The sequence below is a fragment of the Enterococcus sp. AZ078 genome, from assembly GCF_051714985.1.
GTDB classification, from domain to species: domain Bacteria; phylum Bacillota; class Bacilli; order Lactobacillales; family Enterococcaceae; genus Enterococcus_B; species Enterococcus_B hirae.
Genome location: NZ_JBIOSW010000001.1, coordinates 1307919 through 1332577 on the forward strand (window position 1 = coordinate 1307919; position 24659 = coordinate 1332577).

Below are 24659 nucleotides of genomic sequence, written 5' to 3' on the forward strand. Positions count from 1 at the left end.
AAGAACCTCACTTTCCTGCCATCAATCATATCATTTTTTCAACGGTTACAAAAGTGAGGTTCATCAGAGTGGAAAAACTAGATAGAGTGGTGATTCGGCTGTAAGGGACAGCCAGTGCAACGTGATTTTTTGGAAGTATCTTCAGGTAAGGGTTTCAATAAACGTAACCCATTTAAGATAACCAAGATCGTGCTTCCTTCATGACCAATCACGCCAAGAGGTAAATTTAAAAATTGCAGAAAGTTAGAAAGGATCAGTAAACAAATCACTGTAAGAGAAAAAATAATATTTTGCTTAATGATTTTCTTCATTCTTAGTGAAAGACGGTGGGCATAACTTAATTTTTGCAAGTCATTTTTTACTAAGACGATATCAGCGATTTCCATAGCGACATCCGTTCCTTGTCCCATGGCTACTCCTAGTGAAGCAGTTGCAAGAGCTGGGGCATCATTGACACCATCACCAACCATTGCTGTGACAGCGTACTTTTCTTTTTGCTGTTGTGCATAGTGTGTTTTATCCGATGGTGTGCAGTTAGCCAGTAAGTGTTGAACACCAATTTTCTCTGCAATAGCTGCAGCAGTCCCTTGGTTATCTCCAGTGATCATGCTAGTATCAATTTGCTGGTTATTGAAATAGTCAATGACTTGTTGGGCATTTTCTTTCGGCACATCTAATAAGCCGATGAGTGCTATCAATTGATTGTCTTTGGTTAAAACAATCACTGTCTTTCCCTGTTGTTCGAGTAAATGAATTTTATCAAGAAGTTCTTTTTCAGCTATCGACGTTTTTTCTGGTTCCCATTTACCTACAATCCACTGAGCTTCTTGGTAAACTGTTCGTAAACCAAACCCCGTGATTTCTTCGATTGGTAATTTTTGGATGTCTTTTGGTATAGCAATGTCAAAATGTGTTACGATTGCTTGAGCTAAGGGGTGCGTTGTTTTTTGTTCCATTGAAACTAAGATTTGTTGCGCCAGATTCTGATCTTTTACAAAATAGCTATCAGTTACTATCGGTTTACCTTTCGTTAAAGTTCCGGTTTTATCAAAGGCAATTGCTTTTAAATCAGCTAATTGTTCTAAATGGAGTCCACCTTTGATCAGCACACCGTTGCGGGCAGCGTTAGAAAGGGCTGCTAGTGTTGCAGGTGTCGCAGAGGCAACCAACGCACAAGGAGAGGCGACAACCAGTAAAACCATTCCCCGATAAAAACTTTCTTGAAAACTCCAGCCAAAAATGAAATATGAAACAAGAATCATTAATGGAACAACGACTAACACACCTTTAACGTAGGTATTTTCAATACGAGAGATAAAAGAAGCGGTCTTTGTAGGGGTGCTTTGTGCTTTTTCAACCAGCTGGATGATTTTAGCAAAAACGGTCTCATCACTTTTTTTAGTCACCTGTAAGATTAAAGGATTTCCTCGATTGATCGTTCCTGCAAATAACTCATCATGAGGGACTTTTTCAACTGGTACAGATTCACCACTCAATGTTGCTTCATCAACCGTTGCTTGTTGACTTTCTAAATAGCCGTCAATTGGGATCGTTCCACCTTTTGGAACAAATACCCGATCATTGATCTTAAGATCAGTTATAGCTATTTCTTCTAATTCTTCGTTTGCAGTTAAACGTTGTGCTTTTCGTGGCTGTAGATTCATTAAAGCGGTAATTTCTTGCTGACTTTTACTGGTCGTATATTCTTCGAGAGCGCCACTTAAACAGAAAATAAACGTAAGCATCGCACCTTCTAAAAAATTACCGATCAAACAAGCGCCAATTGCTGCCAAGGCCATCAATAAGTCAACATTCAATGTGTTTTCCTGCCAAAGTTCGGTCAACCCTTCACGAGTCTGCTTGAAACCGCCGAATGAGATGGCGCCTAAATAAAAGATGATACTTAGAAAAGGCACAAAAGATTGAGTAGCCAAACCTAAAATTATAAGTAATAAACAACCGATTGTCGGGATAAATGTCTGTATTAAACGAGTCATATTTGTTTCCTCCTTTACAAAATCAATATACCACACCAAAATTCTAATTGATAATAAAAATCGCTAAATGAGAACGATAATAGTTATCATTTAGAATAACGCTTTTTTGGAAAGGGGATAATTAGAATAAATATAAAAAAGCACCGTAATCATACGGTGCTTTGACTTCGTTTTATTCAGTTACATTGCGATAAACCAGTAACCAATCAAAATGATCCCTAAAATGATCCGATACCAACCAAAAATTGTAAAGTCGTTTTTCTTCAAATAACTTAACAAGAATTTGATGGCTAAAACGGAGACAATAAATGATACGAGGGTTCCAACGAGTAAAATAATCGTTTCTTCCATTTTAAAGGAGTTTCCTTCAGCTAGATACTTCACGATTTTTAAACCACTGGCACCAAACATCACTGGGATACCAAGGAAAAATGAAAATTCTGTTGCTACAAATCGAGAAGCACCAATCAAAATGGCTCCGAGGATCGTAGCTCCTGAACGAGAAGTTCCAGGAACTAACGCTAATACTTGGAATAATCCAACCAGTAACGCCGCTTGATAAGTAAAATCGTTTAAGGTTGTCCAACGTGGTGTTTTCGTCTTGTTTCTTTTTTCCACAACAATGAATGCAATCCCATAAACGATTAAGACGATCGCAACTGGTAGAAATTTATGAAAATGTTCTTCTAACCAATCATCTAAAGGTAATCCAATAATAATTGCTGGAATACAAGCGACTACGACTTTGAACCATAATGTCCAAGTATCTTTTTTCTCAATAGTGGTTTTGCTTGGAGAAAAGGGATTTAATTTATGAAAATATAAAACGACGACTGCTAAAATAGCACCTAATTGAATAACGACGTTGAACATCGACATAAACTGTGTGCTAGCATCTAGCTTGATGAACTGATCTGCTAGGATCAAGTGACCAGTACTACTGATCGGCAACCACTCGGTAATCCCTTCGATAATTCCTAAGATAGCTGCTTTGATGATATTTGCAAAAAACATACGGACCTTCCTTCCCAAATAAAATACAGTATTAAGTATACCGTTCTTTCTAATGAAAACCAAATGCTTTCTTGATGTTAAGAAAAACTTGAGAAATAGAAAGAGGGCATAAGAAAGCGAGTACTCAAGTGAGTACTCGCAAACCAGTGTTTGATAACAGAACGATTATAAGAAAGAATCCCGCGAGTGTTTTTTTCCCTGCTCAATGTAACTAGTATCGTTGATTCCTTCAATTGAAAAATTGCCTTTTTCATACGTCACTTTTGTCACGCTGCCATTTAATAAGCCTGCTCGAACAGGTTGATGTACGTCAATTAGACTGAGTAAAAAGCCAATCGTCAACCCATGAGAAACAACTAGGACGTTGCCACCACCATTTTTTTCGCAATGGTGCGCAATGTCTTCAAATCCTGACCATACACGATTTTTTAAAGTATCGTAGGTCTCAGCCCAGCCAGCGGTATCCAGGTTATAAATAGCATTAGCAATTTGTTCAAAAGTTACGTCCGTCGTGAACATCTCATCATAAGTTTTGAAGTTTAATACTCGGGGGATAACTCCCCACATTTCCATGTCATAGCCACCTTCTAAGGAGCCAAAACACCATTCACGAATCCTTTGATCGATAAAGTAAGGGATATCTTTTCCTTTGGCATGTTCACTGAGGATGATACGTGCCGTTTCAATAGCACGACCACTATCGCTAGAATAAGCAAAAGAAAAATCAACGTCTTTCAATCCTTTTCCAAGATAGTGGATTCCTTCTTGGCCTTGTTTGGTGAGTGGTGTGTCACACCAACCTTGGACACGTTCAATCGTATTGAACATCGTTTTTCCGTGTCTGACGATGTAAAGAGTGGTTTTAGTCATATTTACAGCCTCCAATCGATTTGTTAGTTAAGCATTAAAGAAAGGGTTGGTTCTTTTTTCATGTTCAATGGTCGTAGCATCTCCATGCCCAGGATAAACGGCAAATTCATCTGGCAACACAAACAACTGGGTTTGAATACTGTGTAGCAGCTGCTCCAGATTCCCAGTATATAGATCGGTTCGACCGATACTGCCTTTAAATAGTGCATCACCTGATACGACGAAATCATCAAAGATAAAGCTGACACTTCCAATCGAATGACCAGGTGTAGGGACGACCCGAAATGTCATATTCCCTAGACGATAGGGTTTCATTTCAAATTCATATTCAGCAGGTGAAACAATGATATTCGCAATGTCATCATGTCTTCCCAAACCAGAAAGATTTAATATCGGATCGCCTAACCAACTTTGTTCTAATGGACTAACATATACAGGGATCTGATAAAACTGACGAAGTTCTTCGACGGCTCCGATATGGTCATAGTGGGTATGTGTTAGTAAAATCGCTACGGGTTGTTGTTGCGTTTTTTCGATTTGCGTTTTGATTTTTGCTGCATCTTCACCAGGATCAATAATCAGTAGCGCTTCATCGTTATAAACCAAATAACAATTTTCTTCGATTATCCCAGTTTTGATTTGTTCAATATGCATAAAGAGTTCCTCCTGATCGCTTACTTAATTCTAGTATAACTCAATTGATAAGATGAAACAAAAGACCCTACTTGAGGAATGGTCCACGGTGAATCTAAATCGAATTGTATGAATAATAAATGAATTAATTGAATTAATTTATTATAGTAGAGCTGAGTCATGTTTTTTTGTAGCCGAGTTTTCTTGCTTCCTAAATGAACCACTTATTTCAATGACAAGATGTAAAATAAAAGTATTGAGAGATTTTAAACAAGAGGACAGAAAATTCTCACTTCTTTTTAATAAGTTGGTGTTAGAGTGAGCTCATCCAAAAATCCTAATTCTATATCCTATTCGAGCTTGCGACAGTGATGTCCAACTCTGAAAAACAAAGGGAAGCATCCGAAAATGCAAAAAGCTATTTTCGGATGTTTTACTTTACTTTCAAGTGAACGATGATGAATGTAAAGGGAGAGAGATATCTGAATAATGTAAACAAATCTATAGCTTTGTAAACATACTTATGAAAGGAAAAAGTGAGTAAATAGCTGTAATACTTTCATCTGTTGAGGCGTATAAATCGGCAAATTGATAAGCTTGATTTTAGTATTTTGCGATTCTTTTCTTTTTCAGGTAAGCTTATAGTCAAAGGAGTGGGAGTGGTGAAGCAATCAAAAATATCGGTACGTAACCTTGTTGAATTTATCTTAAGGCGTGGCAGTATCGACAATCGTAAAAAAAGTAACCATACCGCACTGGAAGGTGCCAAGATCCATCGGAAGCTTCAAAAAGATGCTGGAGAAGACTATGAAAAAGAAGTCTTTTTAAAGACGACTGTCCACTTCGAGGAATACCAGCTAATCATAGAAGGGCGAGCAGATGGCGTGTTCCAAAAAGAAGGCATCTATTATATTGATGAAATAAAAACTTCGGAACCGAGGTATGAAGACTTAGAAAAAGAACAAATTGAATTATTTTTCCATCAAGCAAGAACCTATGCTTATATTTATTGTCATGAACATGATTTAAAAGAAATTAATTTGCAACTAACTTATTATCAAACTACTGAAGGAATCATTACCCGAAAAGTTGAGCATCAAACCATCGAACAATTAAATGAGTTTTTTAAAAAACTTACAGATGACTATAAAGAATGGCTGATTTTTCAAGAGAATTGGCGTACCGTTCGAAATGCTTCTTTGATGGCTTTGAAATTCCCCTATGACAACTACCGTAAAGGTCAAAGAGAGTTAGCAGTCGCTGCCTATAAAACGATTCGTACAAAACAAAAATTATTCGTCGAAGCACCGACAGGAACTGGAAAAACAGTTTCTACACTGTTCCCCGCTTTGAAAGCAATAGGGGAAGAAGAGGGAGAACGCATTTTTTATTTAACGGCTAAAACAATCACGAGACAAGTCGCTGAAGATGCTTTGGAGGCGTTAAAAGATGTGGGTGCTGAGACCAAAAGTGTGACTTTGACAGCCAAAGATAAGATTTGTTTTTTAGACGAAACAACATGTAATCCAGATCAATGTCCATATGCCAACGGTTATTACAACCGGATCAATGAAGGATTATGGGATTTATTGAATCATGAAAATCAAATCACCAGAGAAGTTATTGAAACTTATGCGAAGAAACATACGTTATGTCCTTTTGAGTTGTCGCTAGATGTGAGTTTATGGTGTGATGTGATTATTGGGGATTATAATTATTTGTTTGATCCGACTGTTTATTTACGACGTTTTTTTGAAGGCGAAAAAAATGAGGATCATCTTTTTCTGATTGATGAAGCCCATAATTTGGTCAGTCGTTCCCGAGAGATGTACTCCGCAAAACTTTCATATCGAAGCGCTAGAAACGTCTATGCACTCATTCCAAAAGAATTTAAAAAGTTAAGACGACGTTTTAATAAGTTACTTAAAGCGTTCGATCAGATCCAGGAAATTTCAAATGAAGATGGGTGGACCTACCACCATCAAAAAGCACCCGCGGACACATTGGTTAATGCTGGTTATCAATTGAGTGAGCACATCCAAGAGTGGTTGGCAGAGTATCCTGAACATGCCATTCAAGAGACGTTACTCCCCTTTTATTTTGACCTACTTCACTTTTTGAAAATCAGTGAATTTTACGATGATCATTATGAAACAACTGTAGAGAAAACTTATCAAGATTTCATCATCAAAGCATTTTGCATCGATCCTAGTGATTTTTTAGAACAATCGTTAGCTAAGGGGAGAAGTAGTATCTTATTTTCCGCTAGTTTTTCGCCATTGTCTTATTACCAAGAAACGCTAGGAGGAAAAGAGAGCTTAGCTTATCGCTTGCCAAGTCCTTTTCCAGAAGAAAATCAAAAAGTGCTGATCACAAATTATTTAGAAACAACCTATCGTAAACGAGAAGAGAACATGCCTCGATTAATTGAAACGATCCAACATTTTACAAAAGAAAAAATCGGGAATTACTTGATATTTTTCCCCTCTTACCAATATTTGGATCAGGCAGTAACAGCCTTTCAGGAAAAATATCCAGATGTTAAGGTGCTGATTCAAGATACCATGATGAGTGAAACTGAGAGAGAAACATTTTTGAAGCAGTTTCAAATTGATCCAGACGAAACCTTACTAGCTTTTTGTGTGTTAGGCGGAATCTTTTCAGAAGGGATCGATTTAAAAGGAACCCGATTAATTGGCAGTATGATCGTTGGCGTTGGGTTACCACAAATGAACCATGAGCAGGAGTTGATCAAAGAATATTATGACGAAAAAGATCAGCTGGGATTTGCTTATGCGTACCAATTACCTGGTATGAATAAAGTCTTACAAGCAGCGGGGCGTGTCATTAGAGATGCCAGTGATCAGGGAATCGTTTTGTTAGCAGATCAGCGTTTTACTCGGTTGGATTATCGCCAATTGTTTCCAAAACATTGGCAGTCAGCGACCACTGTCAGAAACCTTTCTGAACTCACAAAAGAAATCACCGATTTTTGGCACAAAAGTAAATCATTAGAGATGTGAAATTACTCTAGCGCTAGTAGTTTAAAATTAAAAACACCTGAATCAACCATAAACGACTGGTAGATTCAGGTGTCTTATCTGTTCAAGCGCGTATTTGATCAATTGTTTCATTGTCTGACAAGTAAAGCTATCTGTTAACGATAGTTAGTAAACTGAAGTTCGATTGGCAGATCTAATTTTCGCAATAAAGCAATCACCGCTTGAAGGTCATCACGGTTTTTTCCAGTTACACGAATTTGATCTTCTTGAATCTGGGTTTTTACTTTAATCTTTGAATTTTTGATCTCAGTTGTGATTTTCTTGGCATTTTCCCGATCAATGCCATTGATAAGTTCAGCGGATTGGCGTGCTTTTCCTCCAAGGGCATGCTCTGATTCAGAAAAATGGATATTTTTGATTGGAACATTTCGTTTGTTTAATTTACTGAACAAGACATCTTTGATTTGTTCGATCTTGAAATCATCGTCACTGAGAATGGTTAATTTATTGTTATCAAATTTGATATCAATAGTCGAATCTTTAAAATCAAAACGGTTGGTTAATTCTTTTATTGTTTGCTGGATCGCATTTCTGACTTCCTCGATTGTGACCTCTGAAACAATGTCAAAACTTGCATCTTTTGCCATAGTGATCCTCCTGATTTGTTTTTATTTTATTGTATCATAGTCAAATGATTGTGTTGAAGCTTTACTAAAATTATTCTCATTTATGATTCAAGTATTTTAATTTAATTCATAACCTGTTATTCTTACAATTGGAATAACTTTGAAAGGAAGAGGTGCTTGTGAGTAAGATTATGACAGTGTATCAAAGAAATGAAATATTAAAAAAGATTGTGGTTATCTTAGTCACCGGATTGACCGCAGCGGTTGCCTTAAATTATTTTTTGATTCCAGCAAACGTCTTTTCCGCAGGGATGAATGGGATTGCCCAAATCATTGCCTCGTTATTATCTGACTGGCTCCACGTAAAAGTGGACACAGGTGCCTTTATCTTTATTTTGAATATCCCTGTCTTTATTCTAGGGTTCTTGAAAGTAGGCAGACGAGCAACGATTTTAAGTTTTGTCAATGTAGTAGCCGTATCGGTAGCAACCACCTTACTTCCCACTGGGCAGGTGACGGACAATATTTTAATGAATGCCTTAGTCGGCGGTGTTTTGTTAGGTGTTGGTGTAGGGATCTCACTTAAAATGGGGTTTACAACTGGAGGAATGGATATTATTTCTTTAGTCCTTTCACAAACTACGGGGAAAACCGTTGGAAATTATATGCTGATGTTAAATGGTTTGATCGTGGTGATTGCGGGATTTCTTTTTAACTGGGAGAGTGCGCTCTATACGATTATCTCTATCTATGCTATGACTCAAGTGATTGATGCGATTCATACGAGTCATCAAAAAGTGACCGCCATGATTGTGACGGTTAAACCAGATGAAGTGACCGCAGCGATCGCTCAAAATATGGTTCGAGGAATGACCCTCTTACCATCAATCGGTGGCTATTCTAAAAAAGAAGGTAAAACGATCATGATGGTGATCACTCGTTATGAAATGTATGATTTAGATCAAATCGTCCATGAAATCGACGAAGATGCTTTTATCAATATTTTACCAACGCATTCGGTATTTGGCCGTTTTGCTAATGAAAGCGAACAAAATCTTTACCGTTCTACGGGTGTCTTTCCCGAAATAAAGAAAACTCCTTCAAAAACTAAAAAACAATAATTGATTTAAATAAGACAGAAGAATTTTCTGTTTTCAACCTGCTAAATGAGAATAGAACCTCTCGATTCTCATTTACAAATGAGCAAAAAAAGAGTATGATAAATGAAAATTGCATGAAGGAGTGCTGCAAGATGAGCGAAGCAAACCAAAAATGGTCTGCAGAAGAAGTTAATGAAATCAAGGAACGAATCTTAGCTGCCTTAGAAATGGTCATCGACCCTGAACTAGGGATCGATATCGTCAACCTAGGCTTGATCTATGAAATCGAGTTTGATCCAGAAAACGGAGAAACAGTCATTAAAATGACCTTAACAACCATGGGTTGCCCATTAGCTGATATCCTAACTGAATCCATCCACGACGCCTTAAAAGAAGTACCAGAAGTAACTAAGGCAGAAGTCAAACTAGTTTGGTATCCAGCCTGGACGACGGATAAGATGAGTCGTTATGCACGAATTGCACTTGGTATCAGATAATTTTGACACGGATTTCATATTCAACGAGTAAACAATTTTTAAACTCCTTTATCAACTTTTAGAAAAAGTTGATAAAGGAGTTTTTGTTTTGTAAAAATTGATGCTTGATGAAGTAAAATTGTCAAAATATGAATAAATGATAACGACTTTTATCTCTTTTTCTATTCAAATCGCATCTCGAAATTCTTTATAAATCATACTTAATAAATTAAGTTGTGTTTTGTTTTTAACAATGTTAAACTTTGTTTAATTATATTTATATTTTGTTGGGAGGTTAATGAATGGAATGGTTTTTTAATTTAGAACCTGAGGAACAAGTATTTATTAAGAAATTTTTGTTGGCATCAGGTTCCTTAAAGCAGTTAGCAAAAGAGTATGAAGTTAGTTACCCAACAGTAAGATTAAGGTTAGATAGATTAATTGAAAAAATAAAACTTTTTGATATAAAGCAAGAAGATTCTTTTGAAGTATCAATGATGCAACTCGTGATTAACGAAAAAATAAGTTTAGATGTAGCAAAAGAAATTATAAAAAAACATAGGGAGAGTATAGATGAATAATATAATACAATTTTTATTTATTGCAGGTATTATTGGGTTTCAAACCCTAAGTGGTTATATAGGGAATAAATATATGGGAGCGATCTTACCAGTGATTTTCAGTGGTTTAGTTGTTTTTATCGTTTTGACAGGTCATTTAAATCTAACATTTAGAAATATATTAATGCCTATTGTTGGTTTGATTACATTGATCTGTATTTATGAAGGCGGAAAAGAATCAAAGAAAAAAAAGACAATAAAAGAAATGGAAAAAATGAAAGCAAAGGATATCTTGAATCAATAACGAGTTATTGGCTGATACACTAACTTAAACTCTTTTAACAGCTTTTAGTAAATGCTGATAGAAGAGTTTTTTTTCTATGTAAAATATTCGGATAGCTGATGTACTGAAAGATTGTACAGTATAGGAAAATAATTGCGAAAGAGGTTGTTGAAACTCAAAAAATTTATAGCTTCCAAATTATCTAACAATCTAAGCAAACGCACAAAACAGTTTTTTTAGTAAGCGTTTTCCGTTTCTGGTTTTCATGATATACTGTTTTTAAGTCAATCAAAAGGAGAATGAACATGAGAAAACAACGAGGTAGCTACTCGATATAGTGGAATGGATAGACCTATATCGAGTATGCTTTATCCAATCGACTATATCGCCGTCAACGATTATAAAATCATAATGACTGGAGCGATAAAAGATGATGGACCAATTAAAAAAAGAGTGGCTTAAAAGTGAGGAACAACAGAAACATTTTACTGGCTGGGATTTTTCCTATTTAGATGGGAAATGGTCGTGTGAAGAGCCTCCGTGGGATTACCGAGAGCTTGTTTTAAATTATTTAAATCCAACTATGTCTCTATTAGATATGGGCACAGGTGGAGGTGAATTGTTACAAACATTTAACCATCCTTATGGACAGACAGCAGTAACGGAAGGGTATCCGCCTAATTACCAGCTATTATTACAAACACTTGACCCTCAAGGTGTAACAGTAAAATTTGTGGGGGAAGAGGACGTATTGGATTTTCCAGATGATTCATTTGATCTAGTGATCAATTCTCATGAATCTTTTGCAGTAGCTGAAGTGAAGCGTGTCTTGAAACCAGATGGGTTATTTATTTCTCAACAAGTAGGAGATTTCAACGGGTTGAATTTGGCCTCTCGTTTGATGCCAGAAGTAAGGAAAGAATGTTTTGATTTTCATCTTTCCTTAGTGAAAGCAGAACTAGAACAGCACCATTTTGATCTTTTGTTTTGTGACGAAGCCTATTTGGATCAACAATTCTTTGATATGGATAGTTTGATCTTTTATGTACGGACGATTGAATGGGAGTACCCAGGATTTACAGTTGAGAAAAATTTCAAAGAGTTATTGGGACTTTATGAAGAGTTGAAACGACATGGTACGATTTATAATTTGCAACATCGTTTTGCTTTTGTTGCTCGTAATACAAAATAATGAACACATAAAAGTTACTACAAATCATTTTGAAATTCCTTATGGTGAGCAAGTGATTTAGCAAAAAAGAGGGGGTGCGTTATATGCGACCAAAATCAAAAGATGAATTGCTTGAAAAAGCAAACAGCCAATTCGATGATTTATGGAAATTAATTAACGGTATGAGTGAGGAAGATCGCAAGCAATCCTTTCAATTTAGTGAAGAGTTTTTGGCGAAAAAAAAGGAAGCACATTGGCGACGAGACAAAGACTTAAAAGATGTATTGATCCATTTGTACGAATGGCATCAACTATTGTTACGATGGCTTGAAAGCAACTTTAACGGAGAAGAAAGAAATTTCTTGCCTGAACCGTATAATTGGCGAACCTACGGGAAGATGAATGAAGAGTTTGTAGAAAAGCATCAAACAACTTCTTTAGTGGAAGCTGAAAACTATTTGAAAAAAAGCCATGAGCAAGTAATGAAAAAATTAGACGCCTTGAGTGATGAAGAGTTATTCCAGAAAAAGCAATTTGTATGGGTGGGGAATACCACATTAGGTAGTTATTTCATTTCTGCAACTTCCAGTCACTACGAATGGGCGATCAAGAAGTTAAAACAATCTCAAAAAAATAAATGAATAGAATCAATAAAAAAGCGAAGATCCTAAAGAGGGACCTTCGCTTTTTAAACAAGCTATTTTATATTAGTACCAACCGTTTGCTTCCCAGAAAGATTTAGCTGCTTCCCATGAGCCATAACGAGAAGATACGTATTGTTCAGCAACTCGTTCTTGGTTTGCTGCTGAATAGTCACCATTTAAGTAAGAAGAATCTAATTGGTAACGTCCGATGTAACGACCGTTTGTTGCTGTATAAGAACCGCTAGATTCTTTTTGAGCGATCCATTCTTTCGCTGAGCTTGTGTTTGTTGTCGCTGGTGTTGCTTGTGCCGCTGTTTGCGTTGCTTGAGCAACTGGTTGAGCAGGTGCTGCTTGTTGAACTGGTTCTTGCTTCACTGGTTGTTCAGCCACTGTTTTTGTTTGAGCAGGCGCTTGGTAAGCTGTTTGTGTTGTTGCTGCTTGTTCGCCTGTTGGGATTGTTAATTGTTGACCTGAATAAATCAAGTTGATGTTTGAGATTGAATTTTTTTCTGCAATAGTTTGGATCAAGGAGTTATCACCAACGTATTTTTGAGAAATCGTTGATAGCGTATCACCTGATTGAACGGTATAAGCTTCGTCCGCATGTGCAGATGTTCCCATAAAGAATAGTGCGCCGGCAGTCAAAGTTGTTCCTAATAGTAATGTTTTAAGTGATTTCATGTAAGATCTCCTTCATAAATTTAAAAATAGTTTTGTTGTGTCCAACGAGGAATACTTTACCATGGGAAAATATTTCATAGGTAAAAGCTCTATGACACTTTGTAACAAAGATACGTTTTTTGTAACAAACAGATTATCATAAAATGTGAAAAACAATGAGAAAACTGTCATAAACGTTTAAAATAAACCACTAACAAGGACAATTGATGAGAAAAATAAACACTAGAAACAAGTAAAAAAAAGCTACATTTTTTGAAAATAAATACGAAATAATTGAAAACAGCGTAATTTTTTTTAAATTTAGCATGAGATGTTACAATAATAGAAACAAGGAGGCGATAACATGAGTAAGAGATATCAAAAAATAATGGTAGCTGTCGATGGGTCTAAGCAATCAGAACAAGCTTTTTTGGAAGCGCTAGATTTAGCGAAAGATAATGAAGCCGAATTATTTATCGTTTCGATCATCAATAAAGTAGAGTTGACACATAGCGCCTACGCATTTTCAAAAATCTACGCAGAAGAAAAACAGAAGATAGAAGTCGAAATGTTAAAAAAGATCCATGATGCGAAAGAATATGGGATCAATGACATCCATGCTATTGTTGAAACGGGTGATCCACGTAACTTGATTGGGACGGTGTTTCCACAACAAGAAGCGATCGATTTGATTGTCATGGGAGCTACTGGTAAAGGAGCAATCCAACAAGCTTTAGTCGGCTCTACAGCTTCTTACGTTGTTACTCATGCGCCCTGCAGTGTGTTAGTGGTCAAATAAGGAGGGGAAAGAATGGTACGTCCACAAGAGGTTACAGCTCCTAGAGAAAAAATTGAAATCCTCAAAATTTTAGAAGATGGTACGCAGACGAAAAAAGGTTATTCTGTTGCTTTAGTGAAATGGTCAGGCAAAACAGCGATTGCCTTACGCTGGGATGGTGATAGTCTGCAAGAGAAAGGATTTCCTGTCACTGTAAATGGGTACCATCCAGCTTGGTTCGTTTTGCCAGATCGATTAACAGATCTTTATAGTAGAGACTATCGGGAGTACCAAGAGTCGATCCGATTTATCACGTCAAGTGATCAAAAAGAATAGCTTTTGTGCTGCGGAAGAAAGTTCATTGTGTGAAAGAATCGTAAACATTCAACATTGAGACAACCTTTTATATCAATAGGTTCCTAATAACTGAAGTAGGTGAAAAGATGAGTGCTGGTGATGTATTGAATGAAGTCAAACAACTATGTAAAGAAAAGAAGTACGAAGAAGCAAAAATTTTGATTGAATCAAATAAAGAATTGCTAGAGGACAAATTTTCTGTTGCCCAACAGTTTATTGATTTAAAACAAGCATCAATCCTTGAACGGTTCAAATCTTTCTTTGGTGTAAATGAATGATCAAAAATGAGTGTGAAAAAGTGGTGGCTCACTTTTTTCACACTCATTTTTTGTTCGTTTGTTCACAATCTATACACACACTAATCTTGTTTATTTAATAAATAAAATATCCAAAGTATCAGTATAATGACTGAAATAACTAAACTAATGACATGTCTAATTAAGACAGAAGGGATTTCCCAATGGCGGAAAGAAAAGATTTGATAAGTAAAATAGATGCTTGGAAGAGAAACAAGTAAAACAGATAGTTTCTTTTTTGTCCAATTTATGTAATAGAAAAGAATACTTAGCATGATGAAAAATGGAATATAAAAAACAAGCTGACCAATCGCAATCACGAGAGTGCCTCCCAGAATAATAATGATATCTGATACAAAATAACATTTTGTATCAAATGATGCAAGTATTTCTTTAATTGATAACCAAGAAGGACATACAAAGGTTTTTGATTAACAAGAAGTTTCTTGCTATAATTGATCCGAAAGAAAGGATGAAATTTTCATGGATCAAGTAATGTTAGAAGTCGATTTACATTTAGTAAACAATATACGTGTGATTTACTATGTGGTCAGTAATAGTGTAGAAAAAAGAGTACTGATGAATAAAATCAATGGTATTCTGACGAAAAAAGGTGTACACCAATTCAGCAGTAGCGAAGACAATTATTATAGTATACCTGTTGAAAAAGTTTTATATACAACGGTAAATGTCAGAACAGACCTAGATACAAAAGTAGATCATGAACCAATTTTTACTACGTATTGATTGTGACGGAGGAGAACAATGAATCCATACGAAGCACTTATCCAAGAATTGATTGACGGAAAAATTGAAAAAATTGAGGTCAAAAGAGAAGAGGTCATGCTTTTTCGTGAAGCGTGGCTAAAATTAGAGAATCGTAAATATGTCGTAGGTAAGGCATTATTGAACGGGAATGTAGTTTATCATTATGATCCAACTAGGCTGTATTAATTACAAGAAATTAATCATATGGCAAAATTGTTGCTCATGATTTTATTATTAAAAAAAACGCTTGAAATGGTTTTAGCCGTTTTGAGCGTTTTTTAATATTGAGCATTATTTAGAACAAGGGTGAGCAAAAGCTTTTGTGCCAAAGTAGGAGAAAAATCTCCAACTAGAGGCGGATGAAGCCGTTTATTTTTATGGATATAATGAAATAAAAATAGGAGGTAGAAAAATGAAAGTAGTAAAAGTAGTTATTGGAACGGTATTATTTGCAGGAGTCGCATTAGTGGGCTTGAAGTTTTATACGCAAAATTCCCACGATGAGATGGCAGGTGTGGTAGACCAATTAAATCCGTTGGTAACAAAAGGAGAGGTATACGTCAAGACGAAAAAACCAGATGAAGTCAATTCATATGGAACAGCGACTTATATCCAAAAAGCTGCCGATCAAAAGGGACATGAACGAACGATTGAATTTACAGGTTTATCTATTTTAAAAGAAGGACATTATTTAAAGATCATTAATAAGGGCGCTCACGTCGAGTCATATGAAGAAGTTGATAAAAAAGAAGTACCTAAAAAAGCATTAGCTATCATTGGATAAATATAATTTTATTATGTAAACTTAAAGAGAATATAAAAAAACCAATCAGAAAACTGAGTTTCTGATTGGTTTTTTTATTGGGATGGTAGGGTTCGAACCTGCAATTGCTTGATTCAGAGTCAAGTGCCTTACCAGTTTGGCTACATCCCAATCAAACAATTTGATCATAGCACGACACAAAGAAAATGCAAGAGATTACTCTTTATCCAGCATTTTTTTGACAGTGATCATTCGTCTTTCTAACTTCTTGATTAAACCAGATGGAAGTGGGATCAAATTGGCAATTGATAATGTATTAGAAAGTAACTGAAATTCTTTTAGTGGAGCATCGATGATTCGATAGATCGTTGCCAAACGTTCGATGTATTCAAAATGTGTATAGTTTGTTTGTGAGATTAAAAATTTCAATAAATCAATCGCTTTTGCATAATCTTTCTCAGAATAATAGGCTAATGCTTGACGATAAAGTTTGATCTGTAACTCATTGAGTGAAACTGGGCTATAGCGATCCGTCCATTCCTTGACGGAAACTTTGGTTGGTGTATGACCATTTACATCACGAACGAAAATAATCGGAATTTCATTAGGATCTATTTTTTTATGAATTTTTTCCATTTCCCTCAATCCTTTCCATCATATTTAGCTAGAGTATAATGTATTTTTTATAAAAATACTAGCTTTTCTCTAAAGTCAACATTTGACCACCCATTGAGGTGAAAATTGCCTCAAAATCTTTGATTGCTACGGGTCTGTTTTTTTCTCCATAAGGATCATTTAAATAAATATTGTCATTGTCATAACCAGTAACTACACAGGCATGGTTTAATGGTGTCACTTTTACTTGCCCATTGTTTGTTTGCCAAGTAACGAAATCAGTATCAGTAGGCACTTGGAAATCTAAAGTAACGGAGGCCCACACAGGCTTTCCTTGTTGTAAAGCTTTCTTAATGTCATTGATTGTTGCATCGGTTTTTGGAAGAGTATGATAATCTGTTTTTACGATTGTCTGTGCCAACGAAGCGATAGGCGGGACATAGACGCCCATTGCCCAATCTCCACCGCTGATGTCCCCAACAAACCCTTCATTAGGATCGCCATGTGTACCATCAGCATTAAAAACAGGAACGTAATTCAATTGTTGAGCTAACTGATTTTTAGAAGTCTCGTAACCATAATAAGAAAGCAGCATGGACAGTGAAGTAACTTCACAGCCATTTCCTAACGCTGGCTCGGTGAATTGGCTTTCCAAGGGGACATCAAGTAAAACTTGTTTTTTAGCATAACTACTTACTTTTTCAGTATCCTTTCCAACATTGTGTGAATGGTGAAAATAAGTGGTGGCAGAAAAAATAACGAATAATAGGACTGCCACGAATAATATTTTTTTACCAATGAATCTTTTCATAATAATTCCCCTTTTTTCTGATATTTACATATTATAATGCTTTTTTTTAAAAATAAAATAAAAAATTTGACATGTTGTTTTCCAAATTTAAAATAAAAAGACAAAAGTCCTGAAAAATCACAGGATCAATAGCCGAATAATTTTTTTTAAATTGAAAAAAATGTTTCGATTTATTGATAGTTTTTAATTGTGAAAACGAAAACAGTACGCTATAATGCCAGTAAGGTCGAAATAAATCGCAGGTCAAATAACAAATGTTTTTAGATGATGTTTATTTGAAAGAGCAATTACTGTTTGAAAAAAACAGTTACCTTATAAAAGAGCTTGGTAGTTTAGGAGGATTTTGATGACGGAAGAAATGATTAATTTAGGAGAGCAATATTCATGTAAACCGATTGGGTTTACAAAAGCAGTTATCGGAGAAGTTGTTTCAAAAATGACGAATTGTGCCGTAGTCAAAGTTGCTCAATGCGCAATGGAAGATCAAGAGTTATTAGAAGAAAAAGCAAGTATGGTTGTTGCAAAATACGAAACATTTGAATAAGAAGAAATGATTTTGGACGTACAGTAACGAAATCGGTACTGTATGTCCTTTTGCTTGTAATTTTTATTTCTTTTTCGAGTATTTGGAAAGAGAAAAGAGGTGTAGTTAGATGATTAGTATATTTACTTTACTATTATTTTTATTTGTCTTTGTTATGTGTTTGTTTTTATGGTTGGTACGTCGAGAAATCGTCTATCGAACGGTTAGAAATCGCTGGGTTTACTTAGTCGTGCCTTTTCTGGCTATCTTAGTTCTTTGGTTTACGCTGATTAGTCAACCAACTGCAGATGAATTGGCAAAAGGGGTCTTGTCAGCGCTAATTTTCATCAGCTTTTTACTAGATAGTCGTGGTATAACAGAAGATGGGCTTGTTCTAAATAGCTTTGATAAAAAAGGTGTTCCTTTTTCTGAGATCAATAAAATCGTTTTGTATCAACCGGAAGGATCTTCCATCATAAAAATGAATTTCTTTCGTAACGGTTGGCGTGGACCCATGCTGAAATTTTCTGTATCAATGGAAGAGTTGGTCACTTTTTTAGCACAGCATTTAAATGATGATGCCGAAATTGATATTATGATTGATTCTGATCAAGAGTAAGTTACTTTAGAATAAGAACAAAGAACGATAGTGAGCGATATATGGGATGAACCTATTTCGGAGTCGCATATATAATAAGAGACTGAGGCAAGTATTAGCTCGGTCTCTTTTTTCTTTGCCTTGCAGACGCTAGATTACACAGCATTTCAAAATGATTCTTCGTATGAGAAAGAGTTTGTTTATTTATTTTTGAATCGTTGCGATCACTTTTATAATAACATTAAAAAAATTGTTTCACTAATTTGATATATATTAGCTCTATTATAATGAAAGGACTTTTAATTTTAATGAAGAGGATGAAACTCAATTTTTTCAAAATTATATTCTCACTATTCATTTTTTCGATCTCTGTTTTAAAAATAAATAGTGAACTTTCTACCATTAGGTTAAGTAAAGTGTTACAAACAATTAGTAATGAATCTATCTTAAAAATTTTCAGTTTGTTTTTAGTAGGTGCTTTAGGCATTTTCATTCTTTGTCTCTACGACTTTGCATTGATCCGAAAACTGAAGACGATGAAAATTTCTAAAATAAAACTATTAAAAATCAGCTGGATTGCCAATTCATTCAATGCAGTTTTGGGATTTGGTGGAATTTTTGGTGCCAGCGTACGTTATAATTTCTATAAAAACTATATTGACCAAAGCAGAGTAAACCAACTAAAAAAAGCGATTTCGCTATTATTGATCTCATCTATTTCTGGTGTAGGCGTATTATCTGCAATGGTGCTGCTAAATGTTTTTCCAGAAAGTCATTTATTAGAGGGAAATGATACGATCAAGATTGGTTTAATTGTCAGTGCTTGTTTGTTGCCTCTATATATCGGCTACATTAGTATCAAACCGCCACTTCCGGCTGCGAGATGGTTAGGTTTACAATTCACGATCGTATCAACGATTGATTATCTCACTTCTGGTATTGTGATGTACGTCGCGTTTCGTTTTCTTAACTTGCAGGTTCAATTCGTTGATATGGAAAGTATTTTTATTTTAGCAACGATTGCTGGAATTATTAGTATGGTACCAGGTGGTTTTGGTGCGTTTGATGTCATTTTCCTTTTAGGCGCTACACAGGAGCTGCAGATAGATAAAGAAGCAGTATTGATGGCGCTGATTCTGTATCGTTTAGCGTATTACTTCATTCCACTATTGTTTGGTTTATTGTTCAGTGTGAGTGAAGTTCAAATGCTGATTAGTCAAAAAATCAGCAATAATCAAATTACGATTCTTACGAAGGAATTTACGACAGTAGTATTTTCGATTACGCAAGCACAGATGAAGCAAATTGGAAGAACGCTCAGCACAGCCATTTTTCTATTTTGTTCATTAACATTTTTATTTGATTCATGCATTTTATTTTTTGAATATGCATATATGGGAATGAAGTCGGCTTTTTTTATTGCGCCAATTTACGTATGTCTGAGCATTTTATTACTGACAGATGTTGTAGGGATTTATAAAGGGGCGATCGATACTTGGGAAATGTTGCGTTTCAAACTGATGTTATTAGCACTTTGTCAGTTTTATCTTTTTTGGGAAGACCAAAGTTTGACAGCTCTCTTATTAACAACGGTATTATTTGTAGATACTCTTTTTTATAGGAGATGGTTAGAGGTCGAAGTCATCAAACAAAGTGTTTTAGAAAAATTGATTTGGACTTTAGCGTGTCTCTATGTATTTGATAGTCTAACTGAAATTTTTCCGATATTGCCTAGACAATCATTCTTTATTCTGAGTGGAACGACACTATTATTGCTTTTACTTTCTGGGCTTTGGTCAGTTATACACCGAAGAAGAAAAAGGAAATCATTAAAGCTTGATTTAAAGCTATTAGATGATGCTGAATATCGAAATTTCTTAGAACAAAATGGTGGAAATCACTTAGCTCATTTAGGTTTTTTAAAGGAAAACCGAGTTGCGTGGTGGGAAGATGTTGCAGTGATTTATCAAGAAAATAACCATTATCTCTTTATTTTAGGTGATCCAGTTGGTAAACAAGAAGCCATTTTTCCTTTTTTGAAAACTTTGGTGTCTAAAGCGAATCAATTAGGCAAACGAATTGTTTTTTATCAAGCTTCCACACAGTACCTTAGTTTTTATAATGATCTAAATTGCGAATTTTTCAAGTTAGGAGAAGAAGCAGTCATTGATTTATCTGAGTTTTCACTATCAGGGAAGAAGAAGAGAGGGTTTAGAGCAACATTAAACCAAATGGAAAAACTAGGGTATACGTTTGAAATCATCGAACCGACAATTGTTTCAGAGTCATCAGAAAGCGTGGGCTCAATTTCTTCGGAATTTTCACCAACATCACAGTTATCCCATGATCGTGAACTGTTGTCAGAATTGAAAGAAGTATCTGATCAATGGTTAAGGTCAAAAAATGAGATGACTTTTTCTGTCGGACGATTTGAGAAGGAATATTTAAATTGTGCAGCAGTTGGTATTATAAGAAATCAAGAACAAAAAATTGTTGGCTTTGTTTCCATGATGCCAACTTATACTAATGAGACCATTTCAGTCGACTTGATCCGTTGGTCTATCAGTGAAGAAGTGGCAATGATGGATGCTCTTTATTTATATTCCATCCTATGGGCTAAGGAACAAGGTTATCAAAAATTCAATTTAGGAATGGCTCCGTTCTCTTCTACTTATAAAAACACAATTAATTTAGAGAATACGTTTATTTACAGCGTCTATAATAATACTCAGTATTTGTATTCATTCAAAGGGTTAAGGAAATACAAAGAAAAATACAAGCCTCAGTGGGCTGCAAAATATCTCGTTTACGAAAATAAAACCTGGGTGTTGAAAAACTTATATGCTTGTTATAAATTAATTCATTCAAAATAATAGAAAAAGATGAGAGTCGTAACAAAGCCATCAGGAAGAGGTTGAGACAAAAGTGTTTAGTATCAAGAAATAAGAAGGAATTTCCGAAATTTGACAAGAAACACAAAAACTCATTTTATTCGTTTTAGAGATACTAGAAGAGACTGAGACAACTTTTGTCCCAGTCTCCATATTATCTAATTTTTTAAGATCATTAAAGGTATCTCTAAATTTTTTAGTGAAATTTGATAGAATTTATTAATAGGCAAGTCTAATAGAACGCATGAATAGACTATTTTAAGATTTTTATGTAATTAATGTAACAAGTCCTTCTGGTTAAAGGTAGGATAAAAGAAAATTGATAAAGAGCTCAGGGCGACCTTCGCCCCGAGCTCTTTATCTTTAGTAGTTTAATATAGACAGAAATGGTATCACAGAGTGAACATTAAACCATAAGCAGACACTTTTAAGGAGTTGAAAAGCTATTTTAAAAATGTGCACTTATTGTTCAAGTTAAAGCACGCTATTCACAACCATTAAAGTATTGGGCTAAAAGTTGGTTATTACATAGAGGTTTTAGTTAAATACACGGAAACGATCTTCGTCGTTCATATATTCTTTTTCTCCAGCTGGTGTTTCTGGTGAGCCAAACACTAATTGAGAACGTAGTTTCCAATTAGATGGGATGTTCCATTCTTTAGCGATAGCTTCGTCAATTACTGGATTGTAATGTTGCAAGTTAGCTCCTAAACCTTGTTCTGTTAAAGCTACCCATGTATTTGCTGTAGCAATCCCATTTGATTGTTCTGACCAATCTGGGAAGTTGTCAGCATATAATGTAAATTGTTCTTGGAGATTTTTGATGATATCTGTATCTTTAAAGAACAAGACTGTTCCATAGCCTTTTTTGAAGCCAGCTAATTTATTTTGCGTATTTGGAAAAGCTTCAGCAGGTGTCAATGGGCGAAGAGCTTCTTCGGTCATTTCCCATAATTTTTCGTGAGCATCTCCAAAAAGAATGACTGCTCGTGTTGATTGTGCATTAAATGCAGTTGGACTTTCTTTGATTGCTTCTTTGATCAAAGCTGTTAATTCTTCATTTGATAGTGTTACGTTACGTCCTAAATCATAGATAGAACGACGGTTTTGCAAAGTTGTTGTAAATGTTGTCATGGTGAAATCTCCTTTAGTTGCGATCTGCATATTTTATGAGTACAAACGAAGTATATCACCTTACAAAAAGTAAGTGAAATAATATGCTCACAAAAAATAAGTAAATTTTTTAATGAATATTAAAATAATAGAGGTTATTTTAGTTAACGTTTCCATTGTTGTTAAACTAAGTAAAACTCGATCATTTTAAAATAGCAATATATAATTATTAAATATCTGTTTATTTTTTATTATCATTTTCCCATTAAATTTTATTCGTTTTTATAGAAAATAAGTATATATTTCTTAAATAAGTTTTTTAGTTAAATTTTTCAGTGAATATTTATAGTATTTTCTGAAAATTTAAAGAATTGGGGTATGGATTATGGAAAATCAACAAGACAAGGGCTTCTTCGGTCAGCCGAAGGGGTTGTCAACATTGTTCTTCACAGAGATGTGGGAACGATTTAGTTATTATGGTATGCGTGCGCTGTTGCTTTACTACATGTACGATACTGTAGCAAACGGTGGACTTGGATTACCTACCGCAACAGCATTAGCAATTATGTCAATTTATGGTTCACTGATTTATATGTCTAGTATCATCGGTGGTTGGGTTTCAGACCGGGTACTAGGTGCAAAAAGAACTGTTTTCTTCGGTGGAATATTTATTATGCTTGGGCATATCGTCTTAGCATTGCCATTTGGTGTTTCCACTTTATTCGTCTCAATGGCTTTGATTATCTTTGGGACAGCCTTTTTGAAACCAAATGTTTCCGGAATGGTTGGACATCTTTATTCAAAAACTGATTTAAGACGAGATGCCGGCTTCTCTATTTTTTATATGGGAATCAACTTAGGTGCGATGTTAGCACCGATCATCGTAGGAACGATCGGACAAGAATACAACTACCATCTTGGCTTCTCATTAGCTGCAATCGGAATGTTCTTTGGACTGTTACAATACGTGATCCAAGGACGTAAAACGTTGGATGGTATAGGAACAGTTGCTCCTAACCCATTAACAGCAGCAGAGCGTAAAAAATTCATTCGTAACTTAGTCATTGCTTTAGTTGTGATTGTAGCAATCTTTGGTGGCGCACAAGTCACTGGACATTTAACCATTGATTTCTTTGTCAATTCAATTAGTGTTTTAGGTATTCTTTTACCGTTATACTATTTTGTTAAAATGTTAACAGCTAAAAATGTTACAGCAGAGGAAAAACCAAAAGTATGGGCGTATATCCCATTATTTTTAGCAGCGATCATTTTCTGGTCGTTACAAGAACAAGGATCTTCCATCTTGGCTCTGTTTGCACAAGAACGGACACAATCAACATTGTTCGGTATGAATATTCCAGCTAGTTGGTACCAATCATTGAATCCGATTTTCATCTTCGTCTTGACACCAGTATTTGTTACATTGTGGACGAGATTAGGAAAACGACAACCATCAACCGTAGTGAAATTCTCACTAGGATTATTATTTGCTGGGTTATCTTTCTTATTAATGATGTTACCAGGCATGCTTTATGGCACAGATAGTAAAGTAAGTCCAATGTGGTTGATCGGCAGCTTCTTCATTGTCGTAATCGCTGAATTATGCTTATCACCAGTTGGCTTGTCTGCGACAACAAAATTAGCACCTAAAGCTTTTGAATCACAAACCATTGCTATCTGGTTCTTGGCAGATGCTTCTTCACAAGCGATCAATGCACAAATCGCGCGTTTCTATACACCAGGTACTGAATCTGCTTATTTCGGGATTGTCGGTGTCGTAGCAATCGTTGGAGCAGTTGTATTATTTATGATCAAAGAACCAATCAAAAAATTGATGGGTTCCATTCATTAAACCAAATGAAGTTATAAAAGAAAGTATCAAAGTTAGTGGAAATAACTAGCTTTGGTGCTTTTTTTATATGGATAAGTATAAGAAATAAGTAAAGGATAGCGATTGATGGATGTGAATCGCAAGAAGTAGTCTTAAACTTTTTTTGAGAGGATTTGGTAAAATAATCTCTATAAGCGCAAACAATTAATTTCTAAAAAAAATAGGAGAAAGAACAAATGTTCAGTTGTTTTTGGTATAATGAATGAGGAATGAATCTAA

At 35.3% G+C, this 24659-nt stretch carries 27 protein-coding genes and 1 tRNA gene; 17 read left to right on the forward strand and 11 right to left on the reverse strand.

All coding sequences use genetic code 11. The features are described from left to right. Positions 1-77: 77 nt before the first annotated feature. The 4 genes from IGJ18_RS06155 to IGJ18_RS06170 form a co-directional block, all read right to left on the reverse strand. Positions 78-1997, reverse strand: a complete 1920-nt coding sequence (locus IGJ18_RS06155; protein ID WP_438843024.1) for a heavy metal translocating P-type ATPase — start codon at positions 1995-1997, stop codon at positions 78-80. Positions 1998-2177: 180 nt separating this feature from the next. Further along, positions 2178-3011 carry an undecaprenyl-diphosphate phosphatase gene (locus tag IGJ18_RS06160; RefSeq protein WP_010737464.1) on the reverse strand — a complete coding sequence of 278 codons (834 nt, stop codon included), beginning with the start codon at positions 3009-3011 and terminating at the stop codon, positions 2178-2180. Between the two features lie 165 nt (positions 3012-3176). Further along, positions 3177-3881: a histidine phosphatase family protein gene (locus tag IGJ18_RS06165; RefSeq protein ID WP_053766367.1), complete on the reverse strand. Its 705-nt coding sequence runs from the start codon at positions 3879-3881 to the stop codon at positions 3177-3179. Positions 3882-3908: 27 nt separating this feature from the next. Next, positions 3909-4535, reverse strand: a complete 627-nt coding sequence (locus IGJ18_RS06170; protein ID WP_181914943.1) for an MBL fold metallo-hydrolase — start codon at positions 4533-4535, stop codon at positions 3909-3911. A gap of 638 nt (positions 4536-5173) precedes the next feature. Here IGJ18_RS06170 and IGJ18_RS06175 point away from each other — a divergent pair. Beyond that, positions 5174-7537: an ATP-dependent DNA helicase gene (locus IGJ18_RS06175; protein WP_438843025.1), complete on the forward strand. Its 2364-nt coding sequence runs from the start codon at positions 5174-5176 to the stop codon at positions 7535-7537. Positions 7538-7671: 134 nt separating this feature from the next. Here the strand turns inward: IGJ18_RS06175 and IGJ18_RS06180 are convergent, their stop codons facing one another. After that, positions 7672-8163 (reverse strand): YajQ family cyclic di-GMP-binding protein, encoded by a 492-nt coding sequence (locus IGJ18_RS06180; protein WP_010719331.1) that lies wholly within the window; start codon positions 8161-8163, stop codon positions 7672-7674. A gap of 158 nt (positions 8164-8321) precedes the next feature. Between IGJ18_RS06180 and IGJ18_RS06185 the strand changes: the two genes are divergently transcribed. The 6 genes from IGJ18_RS06185 to IGJ18_RS06210 all read left to right on the forward strand — a co-directional run bounded on the left by IGJ18_RS06185 (position 8322) and on the right by IGJ18_RS06210 (position 12373). After that, positions 8322-9263 carry a YitT family protein gene (locus IGJ18_RS06185; RefSeq protein ID WP_010737469.1) on the forward strand — a complete coding sequence of 314 codons (942 nt, stop codon included), beginning with the start codon at positions 8322-8324 and terminating at the stop codon, positions 9261-9263. Between the two features lie 131 nt (positions 9264-9394). Further along, on the forward strand, positions 9395-9739 hold the full coding sequence (locus tag IGJ18_RS06190) for a metal-sulfur cluster assembly factor (protein ID WP_010719329.1): 345 nt from the start codon (positions 9395-9397) through the stop codon (positions 9737-9739). A gap of 281 nt (positions 9740-10020) precedes the next feature. Further along, positions 10021-10299 carry a DUF2089 family protein gene (locus tag IGJ18_RS06195; RefSeq protein ID WP_063627040.1) on the forward strand — a complete coding sequence of 93 codons (279 nt, stop codon included), beginning with the start codon at positions 10021-10023 and terminating at the stop codon, positions 10297-10299. Then, the gene (locus IGJ18_RS06200; protein ID WP_034700666.1) at positions 10292-10582 is read left to right on the forward strand and encodes a hypothetical protein; all 291 of its coding nucleotides are present in this window, start codon (positions 10292-10294) and stop codon (positions 10580-10582) included. Before IGJ18_RS06195 ends, IGJ18_RS06200 begins: the two co-directional genes overlap by 8 nt. A gap of 409 nt (positions 10583-10991) precedes the next feature. Then, positions 10992-11753, forward strand: coding sequence for a class I SAM-dependent methyltransferase (locus IGJ18_RS06205; protein WP_438843026.1), 762 nt, complete (start codon positions 10992-10994; stop codon positions 11751-11753). An 83-nt stretch (positions 11754-11836) separates the two neighbouring features. Further along, positions 11837-12373 carry a ClbS/DfsB family four-helix bundle protein gene (locus IGJ18_RS06210; RefSeq protein ID WP_438843027.1) on the forward strand — a complete coding sequence of 179 codons (537 nt, stop codon included), beginning with the start codon at positions 11837-11839 and terminating at the stop codon, positions 12371-12373. A gap of 66 nt (positions 12374-12439) precedes the next feature. On the opposite strand, the gene IGJ18_RS06215 is transcribed toward IGJ18_RS06210, so the two are convergent. Next, positions 12440-13057, reverse strand: a complete 618-nt coding sequence (locus IGJ18_RS06215) for a LysM peptidoglycan-binding domain-containing protein (protein WP_010737411.1) — start codon at positions 13055-13057, stop codon at positions 12440-12442. A gap of 343 nt (positions 13058-13400) precedes the next feature. Here IGJ18_RS06215 and IGJ18_RS06220 point away from each other — a divergent pair, with 343 nt between their 5' ends. The 3 genes from IGJ18_RS06220 to IGJ18_RS06230 all read left to right on the forward strand — a co-directional run bounded on the left by IGJ18_RS06220 (position 13401) and on the right by IGJ18_RS06230 (position 14449). Next, the gene (locus IGJ18_RS06220) at positions 13401-13835 is read left to right on the forward strand and encodes a universal stress protein (protein WP_010719320.1); all 435 of its coding nucleotides are present in this window, start codon (positions 13401-13403) and stop codon (positions 13833-13835) included. A 12-nt stretch (positions 13836-13847) separates the two neighbouring features. Next, positions 13848-14150 (forward strand): hypothetical protein, encoded by a 303-nt coding sequence (locus tag IGJ18_RS06225; protein ID WP_081128997.1) that lies wholly within the window; start codon positions 13848-13850, stop codon positions 14148-14150. A gap of 107 nt (positions 14151-14257) precedes the next feature. Beyond that, on the forward strand, positions 14258-14449 hold the full coding sequence (locus tag IGJ18_RS06230; protein WP_010719318.1) for a hypothetical protein: 192 nt from the start codon (positions 14258-14260) through the stop codon (positions 14447-14449). 80 nt (positions 14450-14529) lie between these two features. Here the strand turns inward: IGJ18_RS06230 and IGJ18_RS06235 are convergent, their stop codons facing one another. Next, complete coding sequence (locus IGJ18_RS06235; RefSeq protein ID WP_010719317.1) at positions 14530-14787, reverse strand: hypothetical protein; 258 nt, start codon at positions 14785-14787, stop codon at positions 14530-14532. Positions 14788-14950: 163 nt separating this feature from the next. Between IGJ18_RS06235 and IGJ18_RS06240 the strand changes: the two genes are divergently transcribed. The 3 genes from IGJ18_RS06240 to IGJ18_RS06250 all read left to right on the forward strand — a co-directional run bounded on the left by IGJ18_RS06240 (position 14951) and on the right by IGJ18_RS06250 (position 16019). Further along, positions 14951-15214, forward strand: coding sequence for a hypothetical protein (locus tag IGJ18_RS06240; RefSeq protein WP_010737474.1), 264 nt, complete (start codon positions 14951-14953; stop codon positions 15212-15214). An 18-nt stretch (positions 15215-15232) separates the two neighbouring features. Continuing rightward, positions 15233-15421: a hypothetical protein gene (locus IGJ18_RS06245; protein WP_010719315.1), complete on the forward strand. Its 189-nt coding sequence runs from the start codon at positions 15233-15235 to the stop codon at positions 15419-15421. Between the two features lie 226 nt (positions 15422-15647). Then, complete coding sequence (locus tag IGJ18_RS06250; protein ID WP_010737476.1) at positions 15648-16019, forward strand: YxeA family protein; 372 nt, start codon at positions 15648-15650, stop codon at positions 16017-16019. Between the two features lie 77 nt (positions 16020-16096). On the opposite strand, the gene IGJ18_RS06255 is transcribed toward IGJ18_RS06250, so the two are convergent. The 3 genes from IGJ18_RS06255 to IGJ18_RS06265 all read right to left on the reverse strand — a co-directional run bounded on the left by IGJ18_RS06255 (position 16097) and on the right by IGJ18_RS06265 (position 17424). Next, positions 16097-16169: transfer RNA gene (locus tag IGJ18_RS06255), tRNA-Gln, on the reverse strand. A gap of 45 nt (positions 16170-16214) precedes the next feature. Beyond that, positions 16215-16634, reverse strand: a complete 420-nt coding sequence (locus tag IGJ18_RS06260) for a hypothetical protein (protein ID WP_010737477.1) — start codon at positions 16632-16634, stop codon at positions 16215-16217. 58 nt (positions 16635-16692) lie between these two features. Then, on the reverse strand, positions 16693-17424 hold the full coding sequence (locus IGJ18_RS06265) for a C39 family peptidase (protein ID WP_438843028.1): 732 nt from the start codon (positions 17422-17424) through the stop codon (positions 16693-16695). A 346-nt stretch (positions 17425-17770) separates the two neighbouring features. On the opposite strand from IGJ18_RS06265, the gene IGJ18_RS06270 reads away from it, so the two are divergent. From IGJ18_RS06270 to IGJ18_RS06280, 3 genes are all read left to right on the forward strand, one after another. Then, on the forward strand, positions 17771-17968 hold the full coding sequence (locus tag IGJ18_RS06270) for a hypothetical protein (RefSeq protein ID WP_010719311.1): 198 nt from the start codon (positions 17771-17773) through the stop codon (positions 17966-17968). 109 nt (positions 17969-18077) lie between these two features. Next, positions 18078-18566, forward strand: coding sequence for a hypothetical protein (locus IGJ18_RS06275; protein ID WP_010719310.1), 489 nt, complete (start codon positions 18078-18080; stop codon positions 18564-18566). A 515-nt stretch (positions 18567-19081) separates the two neighbouring features. Continuing rightward, positions 19082-21418, forward strand: coding sequence for a phosphatidylglycerol lysyltransferase domain-containing protein (locus IGJ18_RS06280; protein WP_438843029.1), 2337 nt, complete (start codon positions 19082-19084; stop codon positions 21416-21418). A gap of 555 nt (positions 21419-21973) precedes the next feature. Here IGJ18_RS06280 and IGJ18_RS06285 read toward each other — a convergent pair. Beyond that, positions 21974-22570 (reverse strand): nitroreductase family protein, encoded by a 597-nt coding sequence (locus IGJ18_RS06285; RefSeq protein WP_438843030.1) that lies wholly within the window; start codon positions 22568-22570, stop codon positions 21974-21976. Between the two features lie 364 nt (positions 22571-22934). Between IGJ18_RS06285 and IGJ18_RS06290 the strand changes: the two genes are divergently transcribed. Continuing rightward, positions 22935-24401 carry a peptide MFS transporter gene (locus tag IGJ18_RS06290; protein WP_010719307.1) on the forward strand — a complete coding sequence of 489 codons (1467 nt, stop codon included), beginning with the start codon at positions 22935-22937 and terminating at the stop codon, positions 24399-24401. Positions 24402-24659 lie beyond the last annotated feature (258 nt).